We start from the raw sequence: 19,295 nt of genomic DNA, 5'->3' as shown, positions 1-19,295 counted from the left end.
TTGGAAAAATAAGGGGATTTTATTTACAAGTAAGTTATAACACTAGACCAAAAATCATTTTAGGATAATATGCACTCATCTTTTCTCTAAGTTTATCAAGTTCTTCTTTATTTAATGTCGTATGCTCCCCGTGCAAGTTAAGAGCATCCGCTCCATCTTCATGAAAATAAACGGTAACATATAATGCCGGTAACCCTGTATTGTCTTCATCTATTGATAAGACGACATCTGGTGTTTTATTAACAGTGCTGAATGTTTCATTTCTTTTCCACTTCTTATTTTGAAACATGTCTTGTATATCATGTATCTTTCGTTTGTTATCTGTATGCGTAAAATATATAACATTATCCTCCGCTGGTTTTCCGATAGACAAAATTGTACGACTTGAGGGCGCTCCACTGCTACACGCTGTCATTCCGACGACGAAGCTGAGTAATAATACAACGTACATTACCCTTTTCATTTCGATTCGCCTCCTTTTGAATATATATATTCCTTTACGAGGGGCAAATGTCCTGTGATTTTATGTTTTGTGGTAAATGAAATTATATGAGCGATTTTTCAGTTATATCGACTTACCGACAAAACCTGACAATCTACGCAAAAAGAAAGAGGCTGCCCGTGATGGCAGCCTCCCTCATTTTTAGAAGAATAAATGTAAGAAATCTTCTGTTGTAATGTTACCGAAGTAACGTGCGATATCTACGCCTTCTAAAGCTACAGTGAATGCATCTTTATCGAATTGAACGCCTGTTAGACGCTCTTCGATATCATGAACATCTAGTGAACCGAAGAAGTCGCCGTAAATTTTACATTCTGTTACTGTTCCTTTTTTCACTTCAAGACGAACGTCAACTTGTCCAACTGGGAAGCGGTGTGAATGTTGTAAGTTGAACTTCGGTGATTTTCCGTAGTTCCAATCCCAATTTTGGTAACGTTCTTCAGAAAGTTTATGGATTGCTTTCCAATCCTCTTCTGTTAATTCATACGTTGGGATTTCTGTTTCTCCTTCGAAAATTGTTTCTAGAAGAAGTTGTCTAAACTCTTCTGTCGTCATTTCTTCGTTTAGGAACTCTGTAATGTTCGCAACGCGGCTACGGATTGACTTAATTCCTTTTGATTGAATCTTATCCATTTTTACTTTTAACGCTGATACGACGTGATCGATTTCAGAGTCAAATAGTAACGTACCGTGGCTGAACATACGACCTTTCGTTGCGAACTGTGCGTTACCTGAAATTTTTCTACCTTCAGCTAAAATGTCGTTACGACCACTTAGTTCTGCATTTACGCCTAGTTTACTAAGCGCTTTCGTTACAGGTTCTGTAAATTTTTTGAAGTTGCTGAAACTGTCTCCATCATCTTTCGTAATAAAACTGAAGTTTAAGTTTCCTAAATCATGATATACTGCGCCTCCGCCTGATAGACGACGAACAACATGAATACCTTTTTCTTTTACGTAATCTGCATTAATTTCTTCTACTGTGTTTTGGTTTTTACCAATGATAATCGAAGGTTCGTTAATGTAGAACAGTAAATATGTTTCGTTAATATCTAAATTTTTCACACAATATTCTTCAATCGCTAAGTTTATTCTAGGATCTGTAATTCCTTTATTATCAATAAATAACATCGTATCACCTCATGAGTTCCATACGTAGCCACTATGCGCTAGCGTAATGTGGCCACTGAAAATTTGTTTTGCTTCTGTTACTAAATCAGATGGGTTGCCTGTATGCGGTAAGTGCGTTAATAAAAGTTCTTTTACATTTGCATCTTTTGCAATACTTGCTACTTCTGTACTATTCATATGCCCTGCTTTTGCAGCCTCTTGATGTGCATACATATTACACTCACAAATGAAAAGATCAGCATCTTTCGTGAATGGAATGAATTCAGGAATATAACTTGAATCAGCGCTGTATACTACAGCATCATCTCCAGCTGTAATACGCATCGCAAAGCATGTAACAGGATGAACAGTTTTTAAGAACGAAATCGAGAACGGTCCAACTTGAAGTGTTTCTTCTGGATTGTACGCGATTCCTTTCGTATGTGGTTCATGTGTTAAAGAATGGAATCCATTCTCGTCAAACGTATGACCGTATATTGGTAATTCCGGTAGTTGCCTTGTTGTCGCACTCGTAATTAATCTCGCATATTGCAATACCCCGATATCCGCAACATGATCATGATGATAGTGTGACAGTACAACTGCATCTATATGAGATGGTGTTATATATTTTTGAATCTGTGCTAGTACACCACTACCACAGTCCACAAGTAAACGAAAACCATCGTGTTCAAACAAATACCCCGACGTTGCTTCTCCCGCTTCTGGAAAGCCGCCCCAAAAGCCGACAACAGTCATTTTCATATGTATCCATCCTTTCTAAAACCGAGTAGAAATGCATGTTTTACTTACATCCTACATTGTTAACTATAATCCATTTCCTAAACTTTTTCATTAATTTTCAGTTTTGTTATAAAACAGTTGTTGACTTTTATTTTTTGTACTAATACAATGATAGTAAGAAATAGAAATGGAGGGATTGACATGATCGATCAACCAATGGAGTTTTTCAGAAATTTACCGACGAAAACTTGTGCGCACTGCGGGAAAGAAATTGATGAGCAACACGAAGCATACCATAACAAATGTGATGATTGCGTTCACGAAGAATAGTAGTTTTTGAACATAAAAAAACCTAGCAGACATAGTCTACTAGGCTAATAACATCTTATCCTTCATCGTTGAACCTTTCACCAAGAGCTCCAGTTCAAACTCATACAATTCTTTTTTTCGATAATTTTTCGTATGGATTTTATCCATCATCAGGTCGACAACTTTTCTGGCCATTTCATCAATTGGCTGTTCAATTGTCGTAATACCTGGTTCTGTAATCTGCGATAATATTTGATTATCAAAACCGATAACAGCGAGATCATCTGGAATGCTCCAGTTATGGCGTTTCGCCTCTGAGATAATTCCAGCTGCTACCTCATCGCCTCCTGCCAAAATCGCGGTAGGATTTTTTTTGTCCTTTAATACTTCATGGAATATTCGTTTTCCATCTTCCCAAGAGAAAGCGTTTTCAAGAAAGTCAATCGCTTCTACTTGGCGGCTCTTCTCAGTTATTGCACGTAAAAAGCCCATTTTTCGCTGCTGGCTAACGACTTTGGTTTCGTTACCACGGCAAAAAATAAGATTACGATATCCTTGATCTAACACATGCTTCGCAGCTATGTATGCTCCTTGCGCATGATCAAACTTCACTGTTGGAATATTTGCTTCCTCAATATATTCATTACACAACACGATTGGACCGTGCTGTAAGTATGGCTCTACATCTTCCCACGGATTTTCTAGTGAACATAGAATAATCCCATCTACTTGTTTCGTAGATAATAATTGTAAATACTCCATCTCTTTTTCCGGTAAATATCTTGTTTGACAAATAATCAGTTTATATTTATGTTCAGAAGCAGCAATCTCGATTGCTTCAATAAATCTACTGAAGAAAGGATTTGTAATCCTTGGAACTAGCACCGCAATTGTTTCCGTTTTTTGTTTACGAAGCCTTCTCGCCGCAGAATTAGGAACGAAGCCTAAATGCTTCATTGCTAATTGAACCCTTTTTTTCTTCTCATCTGAAACATATGGATGATTATTAATCACCCTAGAAACCGTTGTCCTTGATAACCCTGCTAATTTCGCCACGTCCTCTATAGTCGACACGAAATTCTCCCCCTTTGCATGAAAACGTTTTCTTAAATTGATTATATAGTATATTATTGGAAACTGCAATATCGGTTGTTATGATTTTACTATATTAATATTATACATAGGTAAAAGTCTGTTAATGCATGGGCAATATACTGCTTTTAGAAATTTACGTTATGTACATTCCTTTTCTTAATACCATATATTCTTTATTTAATATAAAAGCCCATCAATACATCATCTCCATATGATCCATCTTCATATTTAATTTGCTTTCGTTGTCTTCCTTCTTCTACAAAACCCATACGTTTGTACACTTTAATTGCCCGATCATTAACAGAAACTACACCTAAGCAAATTTTCTCTAAACCTTTCTGCCCTTTAGCCCAACTAATAAGAAATTCAATTAATTTCGTGCCGATGCCTTGATTACAATACGCCTCTTTAATCCCCATTCCCATTGTGCCTGCGTGTTGTAACCGTTCTAGTTCATATCGGTTGAAAAGTAAAAAGCCTACCACCTTATAATCTACTTCATACACGATATAAAGATTACCTTTCTCATTACTTTTCCGTATCTTTTCTCTTTCTGCATCAATATCATTCGGTAATTTCTTTGGAGATACTATGAAAAACTTTGTAGTATTTTCCGATAATATAATTTCTTTTCTAATGTTCATTATTGCTTCTGCATCAGCCTCTTTTGCTAATCGTATCATTGAATCACCTCGTACTTTTTCTTTTAAAAAATAATATTAAAACTATAAAACGTCCAATATGCAATATTGCATATTGAGAATCTTTTTACTCTTGATACAATATTCATACATCAAGATAAAAGAAATGTATGCAATGAATCCAATCTTAACAGCTGCAAAACAACTATTACATAAAGAAGAAAAGATTTTATCTACTTTAAAATGTTCACTTACTGGCTATATGATTACGCATAAAGTCCCATATCCTGGCATGTTACTTGCTACTAATCAAAGACTTCTCTTTTTTAGCCAATATAAAAACACATTCATTGCCGAATTTGATTATGAAAAAATTCTATCCATAGAAACGAAGAGAAGAATCTTTGACAAAAAAATAATATTTTACTATGAAGATGAATATATAACGCTTGGATACATTACAAGTTCGAATGTTGAAGCGTTCATAGACTTACTACAAAGAAACAGCAAGACTAGCACAGGCTTATAATCAGCGGGGATCCCCTCGCTGATTCATTATTTTAACTCCTCCCACTTCGTCCAAACTTCTCTCCCGTTTATACGGTACATACTATCCTCTCTATCCATAAACCTATGTACAATAAATTCACGTCTAATTGTACAAAAATCATCATGATATTGTTTTATAAATGTATTAATTTCTTTTTCTGTATATTGATTTTCAGCATTTAACTTGCTAATTAAATGCTCTAACAATACTAATTTTTTCTTCTTTTGACCTGGAATCGATTTTAAACGATCCTCTTTATCGAAAAAGTTACGAATGGTCGTATCACGGAATTTCATTTCACTTTCAGTCATTTTTTATCCTCCATCACTTTTTTTCTTTATCTTTTCACTTAAAATATCAATAAAGTAATATCCACCCATTAACACATAGTAGAACGTAAGTATTCCAAATGCATCTTTCATACTTGTATATACTTCTTTATCAAACAATATAGGTGAAAGGGCATAAACAAGAAAGATTATTAGCGGATTTACGATAAAATAAGAAGTAAGATTGCCTTTCATCATATCAACTCCTCTACCCTATGTTTCTCTGTAAATTGTTGTAATTCCTTTTCTTTCGTTTCTATAGCTTTTAGAAAGATTTATAGATGAACTAAGGAAAAGATGCCCTCTATTAAAATAAAAAAGCACCGAAAAGGTGCTTTTTTCTACGCTTCAATCGATTGATTTTCCGCAATATTTTTAAATTGTCGTTTGTGCATCAAAGTTAAGGAAGCGATTGTTCCAAGTGATAATACAACGATAAAGATCATGAGCATTCCTATGTTTTGCCACATGAAGTCAAAGTCTCCACTCGATACGACTGCTTTCAATCCTGATACAGAGTATGTCATCGGTAACCAAGCATTGAATGGTTGTAAAAACTTCGGAATCAATTCTAGTGGGAATGTTCCGGCACTTGTTGTAAGCTGCATAATTAATGTGATGATGGCGATAAAACGGCCTGCATCACCGAATGCTGTTACTAAACATTGAATTAATGCGATAAATGCTAAGCTTGTAACGATGCTAAAGAGTATGAAGTATGGAATGCTTTGTACTTCTACACCCAATCTGAACAGTAATATAACATCTGCTACTATCGCTTGAATAATACCAACTGATAGTAAAACACCGAACTTACTAATAAACCAACTAAATCCTGATTTTGGAACTCCTACTGTATCGCGTAATGGATATACGATTGATAATAGTAATGCCCCAACGAATAAACCGAGTGATAGGAAATACGGCGTAAATCCAGTTCCGTAGTTAGGAACTTCCGCCATTTTCTCCGTCTTCACTTTTACAGGGCTTGCAAACATATCATACGTTTTATCCGTTCCTTTTACTTCACCAGTTTTCTCTGCCCCTTCGCCAAGTTTCTCAGCAAGTTCACCTGAACCATCGTTTACTTTAACGAGACCATCTGTTACTTTTCCTGAGCCGTCTGCTAGTTTATTTACGCCGTCGATTAGCTGGGTTGAGCCGGTTGACATTTTATTTAGGCCACCATTTAGAGTACCTAAGCCAGTTGTTACTTGATTAGATCCATCTGCTAATTGATTTACGCCACCTGCCATTTGGTTTGCTCCTACAGATAATGTTCCTAAACCATCTGTTACTTGGCTTGAACCATCTGCTAATTGATTTACGCCACCTGCCATTTGGTTTGCTCCTGCAAATAATGTTCCTAAGCCGCCTGTTACTTGGCTTGAGCCATTTGCTAATTGATTTACACCACCTGCCATTTGATTTGCTCCTGCAGATAATGTTCCTAAACCGCCTGTTACTTGACCAGATCCATCTGCTAATTGATTTACTCCTGCAGATAATGTTCCTAAACCACCTGTTACTTGGCTTGAGCCATCTGCTAATTTCGTTACACCTACAGATAATGTCCCTAAACCGCCTGTTACTTGACCAGACCCATCTGCTAATTTGGATACTCCTACAGATAATGTTCCTAAACCGCCTGTTACTTGACCAGACCCATCTGCTAATTGATTTACTCCTGCAGATAATTGACCTAATCCTGCTGTCACTTTTCCAGAGCCACTTTGCAATTGCGTTACTCCATCAATTAATTGAACTGATCCATCTTTTAATTTATCGGCACCTATTTTTGCATTATCTAATCCCTCACCAAATCCATGAAACTTACTAACAAATTCATTTTGTGCGCTCGTTAGTTTCTCAATAGCACCTGCTAGAGTTTTTATCCCTGCTGGATTTGGTAAGTTTTTTTGCAACCCATTTGTTGTTTGATGTATTTCACCTTTTAATTGTTTCACTTCTTCATTTAATTTATTTGTTCCACCTGCTACTCCGGCAGCTTTTTGCTGAACTGTCGCTGTACTTTTTACAGCACTTGTTACGAATGGCTGTAACTGCTCTTGATATTCTTTTGGTAAACTTTCAATTTGCTTTTGTAAATTCGCTACCTCTTGTGCTGCATTTTTTGCATCTCCTGCTGTTGATTGTGTAAGTTCATTTAACTGATTTACATTCGCCCCAGCTCCATCTATTTTTTCATTTACTGTATTCAATATAGAAGGAACTTTCGACTGCATTTCCTCTAAGCCTGCAGCAGACTTTTGTACGTTACTATTTAACTCTTGCAATCCCTTTTGGATCGCTTGAGAACCTTCCTCTAATTGGCTTTGCCCTTCAACAAGTTTTCCCATACCATTTGATAGATCCGTTGTTCCTGTTTTTAATTCACCGGATTTACTTATTAATTTGTTCAAGCCACCGGTCACTTTCTCAGATCCATCACGCAACTCACCCGTTTTACTATTTAACGTATTTAAACCGTCTGTTACTTTGCCCGATCCGTCTACTAATTTCCCAATACCTGCATTGCTATTTAATGCATGTAAACCATCTGTTACTTTGCCTGATCCATCTACTAGTTTCCCAATACCTGCATTGCTATTTAATGCATGTAAACCATCTGTTACTTTGCCTGATCCATCTACTAATTTTCCGATACCTGCATTGCTATTTAATACGTGTAAACCATCTGTTACTTTGCCTGACCCATCTACTAATTTCCCTATACCTATCTGCATTTCACCTGTTTTGCTATTTAGTGTATTTAAACCATTTGTTACTTTGCCTGACCCATCTACTAATTTCCCTATACCTATCTGCATTTCACCTGTTTTGCTATTTAGCGTATTTAAACCATTTGTTACTTTGCCTGACCCATCTACTAATTTTCCGATACCTACCTGCATTTCACCTGTTTTACTATTTAGCACATTTAAACCGTTTGTTACTTTGCCTGATCCATCTACTAATTTATTAGATCCATCTGCTAATTTCTGAACTCCATCCTTCATCTCCCCAGATTTCCCTTGAAGTGTATGAAGGCCATCCGTCACTTTACTTGAACCATCATGCAGCTCACTTGATCCGTCGTTTAGTTTATTTGCTCCTTCCGCCCCATCTGCTAATCCTTTTGAGACGTCTTGAATGGAATCAAACATTTTCTCTGCATATGTTTTCGTTAACGTGCTTGCTACTTCACCTTTAATTTTTTCAATGGCTGTTCCGCCAATTTGTGAAGATAAGAAGTTCAAACTTTCGTTTGGAATATATTCTAAGTTTAATGGCTTCGGATCGTCTTTTAGTAACGTTGTAGCATTACTGGAGAAGTCATTTGGAATGCGCACTAACATGTAATACTTTCTACCTTCCATTCCTTTCTTCGCTTCTTTTTCACTTACGAACTCCCATTTAAAACTTTTATTATCTTTTAAATTATCAACGAGCCCTTTTCCGACCTCAATTGGTTTCCCATCAAATACTGCGCCTTTATCTAAATTGACTACTGCAACCGGTAAGTCATCTAACTGTTTATACGGATCCCAAAAGGCCCACAAAAACATCCCTGCATATAAAATCGGTACGAATAAGACCGCAATAATTGGAATTAATATTTTTTTACTTTTTATAATTTCCGTGAACTCTTTCCGAAGTAACTGATTCCCTTTCATAATTACTCCCCCTTTTATAAAATGACCAAAATGTTCATATAGTCATTTTTACCCAAACAAAAAGGCTATACTTGTTCATACATATGCCTTATCCCCGAATTTATTACTATGCAACTTTTTCTTATTATGATTATAATTTTTCTATATCCCCCCTTAACTTAAATATATGACCATATTGTTCATTCGGTCATTTTTTATAAAATTAAAAGGATTATCTTAGTTTGACAATCCTTTTAGTAAATAAAGTTCAAATAACTCTGCAATTTTTTCTTTTTCTAGCGGTTCATGATTTTTTTCCCAATCAAAAATAAGCGATACATATAGACGAAGCATAATAAATGCTGTAATTTCTGGATCACATTTGCTAATTTCACCTTTTTCAATCGCAATCTTTAAATACGATTGAATAACAGAAACGATTTCCACATCAACTTGTTGCATCACTTCTTGTACTTCTTTCGTTCCCATATCGCGCTCTTCTTGAATTAATTTAATCATGAGCTGATGTTCTTTTCTAAATTCCAAGATGCTATATAATGCTCTATGTACATTTTCAAAAAATGAAACATCTGAACGAATTGCACTTTCTGCAACTTGCTTCATTTCTGTAATTAAATTAGAAATAATTTCACCAAATAACTCTTCTTTATTTTTGAAAAAAGTATAAATCGTTCCTTTCCCTACATTCGCTAACTTCGCTACTTGATCCATCGTTGTTGCTTTATAGCCGAACGCTGAAAAAGACTTTGTTGCAGCTTCAATAATAGAACGTTTTCGATCTATCGCCACATTGTCACCTCCAAAAATGACCGATTGGATAATATAGTCAATCAGTACATCTTTGATATTACCACACGCTTACATTCTATACAAGTTCTCTTTTTATTATTTCCAGTATAAAAAAATTTCAGTCAGTGTATATCATACTTTCCATAGTTTATCAGAAGAAAAGAGAAAAGGAAAAGATGTTCTAGAGATATACATCTTAAGAACACCTTTTTGCTATTTCAACATAGAAAGCATAATTTTCTCTAATTCTTCTTTATTTACATTCTTATCGAATACTGCTTCTCCTGGTTTCTCTAAACTATGATTAATAATAACGATTTGGTATGCACGATTTTTCCCTTTTGCTGGAACAATCATCTTCATACCTTGTAAATTACTATCCGAGTGATGAGTAGCGTAGAATATTTGATTCCCTTCTAGTTCGTACTTTTCTATATTTTCAGGCACTATAAACTGGTGGCTAAATGGGTCTTTGCTTTCCCCAAAAACTTGCGATTGAGAAATTGTATAATTTCCTTTTCCGTTCGTATATTCTAATTCAATAGTGAATTCCGGTTTTATCTTAAGATAATAATTCACTCTTTCGTCTTTTTGGGTATATCCTTTAATTGTATAAGTTGGCCTCTTGATTTGGAAATCAACATGTTGCTGCACTTCTTCAACTGTATATGTTAAATATTTCCCTACCTTATCCTCATAAGGAGTTGTTTTATTATGAATTTCTTTTAATTTTTCACGATTTTCTGTACTTAAGCGCTCTTCTTTCACCTCTTTTATATCCCCTTGGAAATTTTCGGGTAAGTTTAATCTAACTAATCCTTTTTTCTCGATCTGCAATACCTCTTTATATAACTGCACATAATTCTCAAACTCTTCCTTTGTTAAAGCTTTTTCAGCATGATATAAAAAGGCTGTTCGGTTTTCATATTGCCATTTTGGCATCCCCCACTCTTTTCTCGCCTTTTCCTCTGTACCAAATAATGTATCTACAGCATTTTGGAAAGCATCCTTTGACTGCTCTACTTTATCCTCTTGCTTTTCTTTTCCTTCCGTTGTACGTGCGTTGAATAAAGAAAGGGATGCTATAGCAACTATGACAATAACTCCGAGTAAAGAAAGACGATACGATTTCTTTTGGAATTTTTTAATCATAATGATTCTCCTTTTTAGTGTTCGTTTATTTCTACTTAAATTTGCTAGGCTTGGTACTTGATAGGAATAGTGTTCTAAAAGGGTAATAATTGTATGACCGTATGCAATTTGTTCCTCTTTATCTATAAAAGTAAGTGCATATGCATCACAGGCTAATTCTTGATCTTCTCGCATACAAAAATAGGCGTACCAAAGAATTGGATTGAACCAATTTAATAGGATTAAACTGTACATAATCCAATTTACAGCTACATCGTTTCTCTTAATATGAGCTAACTCATGGTAAAAGACATATTGTAATTGTTGTTCATTTAATACTTTCATATGTTTTTTTGATAGTAATACTTTCGGGCGAAAGAAACTAAAAACCGTTGGACTTGCAATCTTTCCTGCAAGATGTAATGAAACTGCCTTCTTCATTTTCATAGACTGCTTACAGCGATTAAACACTGTAGTGACCTGTTCGTCCGTAATATCCGGTTGTTTCTTTATGTAAGAATATAAACGTCTATTTGTAAGAAACGTGATGGCTGCTAATATGATTACCCCAGCTAGCCACACATACAAAGCAAGTTTGTATAAAGAAAATGTAGTCTGTTTTTCCGAACTGACTTTTACTTCCGGTTCGCTAGTTTTTGTCACCATTTTAGAATTTGATTCCAATTCCACTTTTCGGTCGCTTTCTATGTTCACTATATTCTCAGTAGCCGGCATATTTTTTGGAATAACTTCCGATACGCTAGAACTATAAGAAAGTAATGAGTAAATGCTATAAGAGCTATCTGGCGACCACGGTAAAAGGAGTCTTATCATTAATACGATCCACAGCATATATTGCCACCGGGGGGTTAATTTATTTCTAAATAGAACTTTTATACATAAAATAAATCCGACTAATATGCTAGCCATAAGTGACGTTTCTATAAGCCAATCAAAAAAATGAGGAAGGTATACATTTATAAGCGTGTTTATCATTTTTATCGATCCTTCCTCTTATTCTCCTCTGTCTTCTCATCTAAAATGCGTTTTAATTCATTAATATCTTCTGAAGATAATTTCTCCTCTTTTAAGAAATTAACAAGTAATGGCTTAAACGCTGCACCGCAAAAACGTTTTAGTAAAGATTTCGTTTCCACTTGCAAATAATTATCTTGTGATACTAACGGGTAATAAGCGTACATACGCCCTTTATCTTGATGGTAAGAAACGGCTTCCTTTTGCACTAATCGATTAATTAATGTGCGGATTGTTTTCGGTTTCCAGTCCATTGCATCTTCCAGTTCTTCTATAATTTCATTCGCTGTTTGCGGAGAACTCGACCAAAGTACTTTCATAATTTCTAATTCCGCTTCAGATATTTTAGGTAATTGATTTGTCATCGTATGTTTCACTCCTAAGTATTACATTTGTAATCTATAATTAAGATTACAAATGTAATACTTAATTGTCAACCATATTTTAGAAAAATTAATTTCAGCTAAACCTTACTTACCAACAACAAAATTCCTCTTTTTCAAATAATCAAATAAAAAAACAAGAAAATCTTTACAATTAATAGTAATATAGAAAATAGACAAGTTTATCAAAACAGTGGAGGCTTTTTCAGTCATGATGCGTGCACTTCGTTTAAATATAAAGCAAGCTTTTTGTAGTCGTATTTCTTTAATTATGATGCTTAGTGGATTCGTTCTTATTTGCATTTATCACTATTATTATGTAATTCGTTATTTAGGAAACGCAGCAAATGGTCCTATATCAACAGATTTAAAATGGATTGGATTTCGCGACAATGAAATGGATGTTTATTTATTATTAATGCCAGTTATTGCGAGTTTCCCCTTTAGTACAAGTTACAATTCGGATAAGTCCGATGGTTTTAAACCGTTTGTGAGTAAGGGGATTTCTATATTTCCTTATTCAGTAGCGAAATATATCGTTACTTTTTTTTGCGGAGGATTTCTTTATACACTTCCATTCATCTTATCGTTATTATTTTGCAAATTAACCATTCCAGACGGAACACCTACGGTTGGTTCAGGCATCATAAATGCTGATGGAATGTTCGCAAACCTATATTTTGATGCGCCTCTCACTTACATCGCTGTATATATCGGAATTAATTTTTTATTTGCAGGTTTAATGGCCCTTTTAGGACTTGCTGCATCTGTATGGTCACAAAAAGACTATATGGCAATTCTCTTTCCATTTGCAGCCGCCTCCATTCCTTACGTCCTGCTAAATACAATACTTCCTTCAATAGGCGGAGCACCTTTTCATTTATATGATCCGAAACAACCATTGCAAGGCATGTCACCATATATTTTAATGACGCAATGTGCTTTCTTCCTTTTCGTTAGCTTACTTATGTATATACAAGGAGTAAAGCGGGATAGAAAAAAATATAAAAGAAGACTGCAAAAAAGAGAGCGATGTAGAAAAGCGTTTCAAGTATAATAAAACCCTAATTTCCTTACTATATTGGAAATTAGGGTTTATTTACTATTCACTTATGGCGTACCTGCCAACCCCCATAAAATAACGACCGCTACAAAATAAATCGCTTTAATACCTACAACTAAACATAATGAAACAATTGCATATTTACTTAATTCTCTTCTTGCACCTATTAAAGTGAAAATAACCGCCAAACTAAATGTTATATAAGAAGCTGCTGTATGTATTAAGTTATACGTAATATCTAGATTGCTTGTAAGTCCTGTTATATCAGCTACAAACTGAAGCATGATGATCGTACTAAAAAAAATTGCAAACTGATTCATTACCTTTCCATTTATTTGTAACTGCATTGTTGTCCCCCTTATTAAAAACTAAATATTCAATCAATTTTATCATTAGATTACAAAAAAAGGAATCATCTCTTTATACTATTCTATAACGATGCAAAAAAAGAACGCTTAGTCACCTAAGCGTTCCCCACTTTAAGAAGCCTTCTTCAAATCAATTTGAGCAAGTACTGGGTCGTGGTCACTTACACGTCCGTGTTCTTTCATAATGTTTGAGTTTAAGTGTACTGGGTCTACAATTGTGTGTGGTGCGATATTGTTTGTTACTAAAATATGATCTAACACTTGTGCATTTCCTTCGTGAATGTACGTGTAACGATTCTCTTTCGGCACTGTGTTTAACATATCTTTTAAGATTGTTCCCTCTAGTGTTTTTAGTGGTTTAGAGAATTCGAAATCGTTCATATCACCTAACACAACAACTGGTGCATTTGTATTCTTTTTCTGAATTCCTTGCACGAAATAATTTACTTCTTGTGCTAACTGAATTCGTTTGTCTTCACTCTTTAATACGAGCGGCTGCACTTTTCCAAATGGCGTTGCATCTCCTAGTTTTGAGTTTAAGTGATTTGCAACGACAACAATGTTTTGTCCTTGGAACGTAAATTCTGCCGCTAGCGGTTTACGTGTACTTTCAAACAATGGATTTTCGTCTCCAATACGAACAACATTCTTATCAAGTAACTTCGGTACCGTCGCTAATTTCACGCGTGATGGATTATAGAAGAAGCCGACGCGAATATTCGCTCCTGGTGCTCCTCCATCTTGATTATTGTTTGGAGCGATTTCTACATACTCATACTTCGGTCCACGAATTTCTAGAACTGCATCAATGATACGTTTTGCGCTTAATGACGCATCTGTTGTACCGTCATTAATTGATCCGTTATTATCTTGCATTTCCTCTACACCGATAATATCTGGCATTTTTAAATTGTATTTAATAGAATACGCTAACGCTTTTACTTTTTCATCTGTTGTTTCTTTTTTATTCGCCGAGAAGTTTTCAATGTTATATGTAGCAACCGTTAACTTATCAAGACGTGGCTGAATATTTGCCCCTACTTGCTTAAATCCACCATCCACTACAGCTGGCAGTTCTGTTATTGGCGAAATACGGAAAGAACCGTAATCATATCCTACTACCCCTGTTATATCTCCAGTAAAAGTATCTCCTACTTTTGCTACATAATCGCGAGGTACTTTTACAGAAAGGCGCTCTGGGTTTAATTGATTTTCATCTAATAGAGGTGTGCCATATTGTGTTACTATTTTATCTCCACCATTTTTTACTGTTACATATAAATTTCCGTTTTTCTGAGGTGTAATAATTTTTGGTGTTGGCATCGTAACACGCATACCTTCTATACTTTCATAGAAGTCGATTGCATCTTCATTTGGATCAAATAAACCAAATGCATCATTATCAATAATCTGGTCCGGGATTTTCACACCGTTTTCCCCAAGTACAATCGGTGCTGGCAAAGATTGATCTTTTGCGATTACAGCAACGCGGCTCGCTTTAATTTCAGTCGTCGTTAAGTCTGTTTCAAATCGCTCTGCATATCCTGGTCCAACATATTCTTCTACTACTCCATCAACTTGAATAAGATCTCCTACTGCTACATTCGCATCTTTTTTATATACGTACATACCTTCTGAAGTAGCTGGATCATTATCTGGCTGATTATCTTCTATATAAAAGCCGTTTTTATCAAGCGCTGTGACAACGCCTTCCACATTGTTTACTTTCTTCCCGTTGTAAGGAGATATATGTGATTTCCCTTGAATGTCATGAATACGAACCTGTTCATTATTTACGATAATAAATGAAAATGTCGAAATTGCTGAAGGAGTAAGTCCTTCTTTTTCTGCGATTGCTTTCACTACACTATTTTCATTCACTATAATTTGTCCATTATAACGAACGCTTTTATTAGTAGGATTAGAGCCATCTAACGTATAGTAGATTGTTGCGCCTTCTGTATTCGTCGTTAATGTTACCGCTGTTCCTTTAGCAACTTCTCCACCGTTCGGTGAAGCTACTACATCGCTAACACGGTTTTGTCCTTCACCTTGAAACTTATAAGCTGTTACTGATTTTAGACCTGGGTTACTAAAATATAATTCAAGGGTCCCAGTCAAACTAACTTTCTTCCCGATATTTTCAGGGTGATCTTTTACATTCACTGCCGTTCTCACATCACCTTTCGGTAACTGAACGGGCATGATTTTGTCTGGATTCGTTTCGTTTGGCGAATCTGCAATTGCTACGTTTGTATCATCAAACTTAGCTGAATCCTTCGTATATTTAGAAGAACTTTGCGTATATCCAACAATATATCCTTCTACTATCCCCTTCGTTTTCCCTTGCTGCTTAAATACTTGAATTGCTTTTTCTACTGACATAGAAGCAGTTTCTTCTGCTTGCGCTAAAGTTCCAGTAAATGAAAGCAATAGCAAGAATGATAAAAAGATACTTAACAATTTCTTCACAGCCATTTTCCTCTCTCTATTTCATATTTTCTCAGCATTTCTATCATAACAAATGATTCGTTATATAGAACTATATTTCGACAAATTTTACAAAAGATTTATTTAATTTACAAGCTTTCAAACTATAATACAAAATAATAATTTTACACCTTCTACAAATACACTCTATAATGTTAGAGAGAGAAAACAGAAAATATCGACATTTAATTGGCATGTAAAATGGATTCATTTGAATAGGAGTGATTGGATGAAAGTGCAAACAGAAACATACCGCGCAGCTATGAATGGAACATTAGAACGTCATTTTTCAGATATGATTGCCGTTATACCAACTAGAATTACAATTGAGCAGTTAAAACAGCGACTAGAAACGATCGCTACTAAAGTTGATGATTTAAAAATTGTTTATAGTGATGAGACAAGCCTTATTGTTGAATTACATATGGGTGAAACAGTCATACCGTATGAACTGCATATTGATGAACCGAACGATCCAGAAGGATATAAAATGTACAATAGACAAGATGCTACAATCGTAGATCGTAATTTTGAAGATGCAGCTTTCGGCACTGAAATTTTCACTCGTACGCTATTTGTAGGCGATGTACTGGACTGCTTTTTCCAGCAGTTACAGTTCTTATGGAATCTCTCCCCAGATTTGTTATTTGTAATCGATTCAAGTGCAGCAATGAAAGTGATATCTAGAAGCTATATTGAATATCACGTTGAAAATGAATTATTACCTGACATTCCTGACTTATACGTTATTCATTCCGTTTATGAAGACGATAAAGACGGTGAGCCTACGCAATATTGGTTTCATACACATGGTCTTTTAAGAGCAGGCGTAACTGAAATAGAGTTAATTATTCCAAATCGCATTTCTTCCTACTACGGCATTAGCGATCTCTTTCAAACATTTGCTAATAATGCCGTTGAGAATGGACAAGTCCCTATGAATGAGCCTATCGTTATCGCGCATAGTCAGCAAGGTTCTATACATACAGTCGCTGTTCCGTGGGAAAAAGGATTATCTTATATAGGGCATAAAACGAGTATGGACCAATTATCTTCAATCGAAGATGAGGAAGTGAAACTACAACCAATAGATGCACAAAATACATTCTTAGGCGGAATGGATGCCCGAGATGAATACCATCAATCTCCATCCGTTCTCTTATTCAAATTTAATACTTCAGAAGAATATATTGAAAGTTTTTTCAAAGAACACGAGGAAGCTACAGGGCTCATGTTCTATAAAACAAATAGTGAAACCGATCGTATGGCTTACAATGCGAAAAATACTTTTGGGTATTTCAGCAACATTTTTCACATTGAACAATCAAATGAAGATTTTCGTTTCCTTGCTAAGTTTGGTGTCTCCTACGAAGAAGGAAAAAGTGAACATATGTGGTTTGAAATGCAAAACATTACGGAAGATTTCATTCAAGGAATACTCATTAATGAACCATATTTCATAGAAGATATGAGTGAAGGAAATAGTTATCATTTAGATTTTGATAACTTAACAGAGTGGGTTATTTATGCAGGAGATGCTGTTATAAAGCCAAATAACTTATATATGTTTATTGGCGAATAAGTATTTTATATAATAAACGAAACGCCTTCAATATGATTGAAGGCGTTTCTTATAATTTATTGTGCGATTAATTCAGCATCTATTACTTTCTCCAAATGAGATAATACACGCTTTGCAGCTTCCTCACCTTGATTAATACAGTCTGGAAGTCCAGCGCCAGCATAGGAGCTACCTGCCAAGTATATACCTGGCAACTCTTTCTCCATAAATGTTGTGAGCTGTTTCATTCGCTCGTTATGGCCTACTGTATATTGAGGCATCGCTTCTTTCCAGCGACTTACGATTGTAAACTCTGGATCCTCTGTAATATCCATCGTCTTCTTTAAATCCTCTAGTACGAGCTGAACGAGTTCTTCTTCAGTTTGTTCTACAACCGCTTCATCACCAGCACGTCCAACGTAGCAACGAAGGAGTGTTTTTCCTTCTGGCGTTGTATGCGGCCATTTTTTATGCGTCCACGTACATGCTGTAATGGTGTAATCGCTATTTCGTGATACGACAAATCCTGTACCATTAATATCGCGCTGGATTGCAGACTTTTGGAAAGCAAGTGCCACATTCGCAACGGATGTGGATGGAATATTACGGAAGAAACGAAACTGCTTGTACTGAGCAAACATGGACGGCAATACTTTATGCGAAGTTGCCACTACGATGGCGTCCGCTTCTATTTCTTTTCCGTTACTAAGAGTAATTGTATAACCATCACCCTGTTTTGCAACTTTTTCAATGCGAGTTCCCTTTATTATCGTACCTTCATGCATCTTTGCTTCGAGAGATTTTACGATAGATTCTAAACCTGTTTTCACTGTTTGGAACATTCCCTTTTTCGGTTCAGCTTTCTCTTCTTTCGGAGCGAGCGTACGCATACCGAGTGAAATACTGCGATGTTTCTGCTCAATCTGATACATTTGCGGGAATGTTGACATTAAGCTCATTTCATCAATATCCCCTGCATAAATACCCGATAGTAACGGTTCTATTAAGTTTTCAACCACTTCGTTTCCAAGACGATGTCTGAAAAATTGTCCGAGTGATTGGTCAGATACTGGCTTTGACCTCGGCATTAATAGATCAAAACCAGCTCTTAGTTTACCAATTGGGGAGAACAGCCCGGAAAATAGAAACGGCGTAATTTGCGTTGGAATTCCCATCATTGATCCATTCGGCATTTTATGTAACCGATTGTTTACGAGGATAAATGATTGACCGGCTTGATTATTTACAAGTTCATCGCCAAGACCTAATTCTTTCACTAATCTAGCTGCACTTTCTTTTCGTGCTAAGAAAGAATCCGGTCCGCGCTCAATTGTAAATCCATCTTTTCGAACGGTTTGAATTTTTCCGCCAAGTTTACCCGATGCTTCTATAAGTAATGTATCAATCGGCAAGTTTTTTTCATGAATATTTTTTTGTAAGTTATACATTGCTGTTAATCCAGTGATGCCTCCGCCGACGATCACAACTTTTTTCCTCAAGCAGGCTCCCCCTTTCTTC

General features: G+C 35.7%; 18 protein-coding genes. 4 read left to right on the top strand and 14 right to left on the bottom strand.

Translation table 11 applies throughout. The features are described from left to right. Positions 1-34: 34 nt before the first annotated feature. From DN407_RS05505 to DN407_RS05495, 3 genes are all read right to left on the bottom strand, one after another. The gene (locus DN407_RS05505; protein ID WP_098781665.1) at positions 35-463 is read right to left on the bottom strand and encodes a hypothetical protein; all 429 of its coding nucleotides are present in this window, start codon (positions 461-463) and stop codon (positions 35-37) included. A 180-nt stretch (positions 464-643) separates the two neighbouring features. After that, on the bottom strand, positions 644-1,633 hold the full coding sequence (gene lplA / locus DN407_RS05500; protein WP_000897276.1) for a lipoate--protein ligase: 990 nt from the start codon (positions 1,631-1,633) through the stop codon (positions 644-646). Between the two features lie 9 nt (positions 1,634-1,642). Then, positions 1,643-2,377 carry an MBL fold metallo-hydrolase gene (locus tag DN407_RS05495; RefSeq protein ID WP_097996942.1) on the bottom strand — a complete coding sequence of 245 codons (735 nt, stop codon included), beginning with the start codon at positions 2,375-2,377 and terminating at the stop codon, positions 1,643-1,645. A gap of 180 nt (positions 2,378-2,557) precedes the next feature. Between DN407_RS05495 and yhfH the strand changes: the two genes are divergently transcribed. After that, complete coding sequence (gene yhfH / locus DN407_RS05490) at positions 2,558-2,686, top strand: protein YhfH (protein WP_000567010.1); 129 nt, start codon at positions 2,558-2,560, stop codon at positions 2,684-2,686. Between the two features lie 39 nt (positions 2,687-2,725). On the opposite strand, the gene DN407_RS05485 is transcribed toward yhfH, so the two are convergent. Together DN407_RS05485 and DN407_RS05480 are read right to left on the bottom strand one after the other, a co-directional pair. Beyond that, on the bottom strand, positions 2,726-3,739 hold the full coding sequence (locus DN407_RS05485; RefSeq protein WP_000103715.1) for a LacI family DNA-binding transcriptional regulator: 1,014 nt from the start codon (positions 3,737-3,739) through the stop codon (positions 2,726-2,728). A 194-nt stretch (positions 3,740-3,933) separates the two neighbouring features. Next, on the bottom strand, positions 3,934-4,443 hold the full coding sequence (locus DN407_RS05480) for a GNAT family N-acetyltransferase (protein WP_000620018.1): 510 nt from the start codon (positions 4,441-4,443) through the stop codon (positions 3,934-3,936). 133 nt (positions 4,444-4,576) lie between these two features. Between DN407_RS05480 and DN407_RS05475 the strand changes: the two genes are divergently transcribed. Continuing rightward, the gene (locus tag DN407_RS05475) at positions 4,577-4,930 is read left to right on the top strand and encodes a PH domain-containing protein (RefSeq protein WP_001068220.1); all 354 of its coding nucleotides are present in this window, start codon (positions 4,577-4,579) and stop codon (positions 4,928-4,930) included. Positions 4,931-4,956: 26 nt separating this feature from the next. Here DN407_RS05475 and DN407_RS05470 read toward each other — a convergent pair whose 3' ends face one another. The 6 genes from DN407_RS05470 to DN407_RS05445 form a co-directional block, all read right to left on the bottom strand. Continuing rightward, a complete protein-coding gene (locus tag DN407_RS05470) occupies positions 4,957-5,262 on the bottom strand; it encodes a DUF2087 domain-containing protein (RefSeq protein ID WP_149216092.1) in 306 nt (101 codons plus the stop codon). 3 nt (positions 5,263-5,265) lie between these two features. Next, positions 5,266-5,478 carry a hypothetical protein gene (locus DN407_RS05465; protein WP_149216091.1) on the bottom strand — a complete coding sequence of 71 codons (213 nt, stop codon included), beginning with the start codon at positions 5,476-5,478 and terminating at the stop codon, positions 5,266-5,268. 143 nt (positions 5,479-5,621) lie between these two features. Then, positions 5,622-8,957: a YhgE/Pip domain-containing protein gene (locus DN407_RS05460; protein WP_149216090.1), complete on the bottom strand. Its 3,336-nt coding sequence runs from the start codon at positions 8,955-8,957 to the stop codon at positions 5,622-5,624. Positions 8,958-9,173: 216 nt separating this feature from the next. Beyond that, positions 9,174-9,746, bottom strand: a complete 573-nt coding sequence (locus DN407_RS05455) for a TetR/AcrR family transcriptional regulator (RefSeq protein ID WP_000963381.1) — start codon at positions 9,744-9,746, stop codon at positions 9,174-9,176. Between the two features lie 213 nt (positions 9,747-9,959). Next, complete coding sequence (locus tag DN407_RS05450; RefSeq protein ID WP_149216089.1) at positions 9,960-11,873, bottom strand: M56 family metallopeptidase; 1,914 nt, start codon at positions 11,871-11,873, stop codon at positions 9,960-9,962. Between the two features lie 2 nt (positions 11,874-11,875). Next, positions 11,876-12,277, bottom strand: a complete 402-nt coding sequence (locus tag DN407_RS05445) for a BlaI/MecI/CopY family transcriptional regulator (RefSeq protein WP_000184509.1) — start codon at positions 12,275-12,277, stop codon at positions 11,876-11,878. Between the two features lie 229 nt (positions 12,278-12,506). Here DN407_RS05445 and DN407_RS05440 point away from each other — a divergent pair, with 229 nt between their 5' ends. Then, positions 12,507-13,352: a hypothetical protein gene (locus DN407_RS05440; RefSeq protein ID WP_000984174.1), complete on the top strand. Its 846-nt coding sequence runs from the start codon at positions 12,507-12,509 to the stop codon at positions 13,350-13,352. Between the two features lie 53 nt (positions 13,353-13,405). Here the strand turns inward: DN407_RS05440 and DN407_RS05435 are convergent, their stop codons facing one another. Further along, on the bottom strand, positions 13,406-13,705 hold the full coding sequence (locus DN407_RS05435) for a hypothetical protein (protein WP_001176844.1): 300 nt from the start codon (positions 13,703-13,705) through the stop codon (positions 13,406-13,408). Between the two features lie 132 nt (positions 13,706-13,837). Continuing rightward, a complete protein-coding gene (locus DN407_RS05430) occupies positions 13,838-16,204 on the bottom strand; it encodes a DUF6359 domain-containing protein (protein ID WP_149216088.1) in 2,367 nt (788 codons plus the stop codon). Positions 16,205-16,445: 241 nt separating this feature from the next. On the opposite strand from DN407_RS05430, the gene DN407_RS05425 reads away from it, so the two are divergent. Then, complete coding sequence (locus tag DN407_RS05425; protein ID WP_149216087.1) at positions 16,446-17,798, top strand: DUF4026 domain-containing protein; 1,353 nt, start codon at positions 16,446-16,448, stop codon at positions 17,796-17,798. A gap of 56 nt (positions 17,799-17,854) precedes the next feature. Here DN407_RS05425 and hemY read toward each other — a convergent pair whose 3' ends face one another. After that, complete coding sequence (hemY, locus tag DN407_RS05420; RefSeq protein WP_001228100.1) at positions 17,855-19,276, bottom strand: protoporphyrinogen oxidase; 1,422 nt, start codon at positions 19,274-19,276, stop codon at positions 17,855-17,857. Between the last annotated feature and the right edge of the window lie 19 nt (positions 19,277-19,295).

Origin of the sequence: Bacillus sp. JAS24-2 (assembly GCF_008274905.1) — a bacterium.
Lineage (GTDB): Bacteria > Bacillota > Bacilli > Bacillales > Bacillaceae_G > Bacillus_A > Bacillus_A cereus.
Note: the sequence above shows the minus strand (reverse complement) of the source record. Positions and strands in the feature narration are given on the sequence as shown.

What these genes read in the sequence shown, in the direction of transcription:
- DN407_RS05505 (WP_098781665.1), bottom strand. Translation starts at nt 463, where the DNA reads ATGAAAAGGGTAATGTACGTTGTATTATTACTCAGCTTCGTCGTCGGA.
- lplA (WP_000897276.1), bottom strand. Translation starts at nt 1,633, where the DNA reads ATGTTATTTATTGATAATAAAGGAATTACAGATCCTAGAATAAACTTA.
- DN407_RS05495 (WP_097996942.1), bottom strand. Translation starts at nt 2,377, where the DNA reads ATGAAAATGACTGTTGTCGGCTTTTGGGGCGGCTTTCCAGAAGCGGGA.
- yhfH (WP_000567010.1), top strand. Translation starts at nt 2,558, where the DNA reads ATGATCGATCAACCAATGGAGTTTTTCAGAAATTTACCGACGAAAACT.
- DN407_RS05480 (WP_000620018.1), bottom strand. Translation starts at nt 4,443, where the DNA reads ATGATACGATTAGCAAAAGAGGCTGATGCAGAAGCAATAATGAACATT.
- DN407_RS05475 (WP_001068220.1), top strand. Translation starts at nt 4,577, where the DNA reads ATGAATCCAATCTTAACAGCTGCAAAACAACTATTACATAAAGAAGAA.
- DN407_RS05470 (WP_149216092.1), bottom strand. Translation starts at nt 5,262, where the DNA reads ATGACTGAAAGTGAAATGAAATTCCGTGATACGACCATTCGTAACTTT.
- DN407_RS05465 (WP_149216091.1), bottom strand. Translation starts at nt 5,478, where the DNA reads ATGATGAAAGGCAATCTTACTTCTTATTTTATCGTAAATCCGCTAATA.
- DN407_RS05460 (WP_149216090.1), bottom strand. Translation starts at nt 8,957, where the DNA reads ATGAAAGGGAATCAGTTACTTCGGAAAGAGTTCACGGAAATTATAAAA.
- DN407_RS05450 (WP_149216089.1), bottom strand. Translation starts at nt 11,873, where the DNA reads ATGATAAACACGCTTATAAATGTATACCTTCCTCATTTTTTTGATTGG.
- DN407_RS05445 (WP_000184509.1), bottom strand. Translation starts at nt 12,277, where the DNA reads ATGACAAATCAATTACCTAAAATATCTGAAGCGGAATTAGAAATTATG.
- DN407_RS05440 (WP_000984174.1), top strand. Translation starts at nt 12,507, where the DNA reads ATGATGCGTGCACTTCGTTTAAATATAAAGCAAGCTTTTTGTAGTCGT.
- DN407_RS05435 (WP_001176844.1), bottom strand. Translation starts at nt 13,705, where the DNA reads ATGCAGTTACAAATAAATGGAAAGGTAATGAATCAGTTTGCAATTTTT.
- DN407_RS05430 (WP_149216088.1), bottom strand. Translation starts at nt 16,204, where the DNA reads ATGGCTGTGAAGAAATTGTTAAGTATCTTTTTATCATTCTTGCTATTG.
- DN407_RS05425 (WP_149216087.1), top strand. Translation starts at nt 16,446, where the DNA reads ATGAAAGTGCAAACAGAAACATACCGCGCAGCTATGAATGGAACATTA.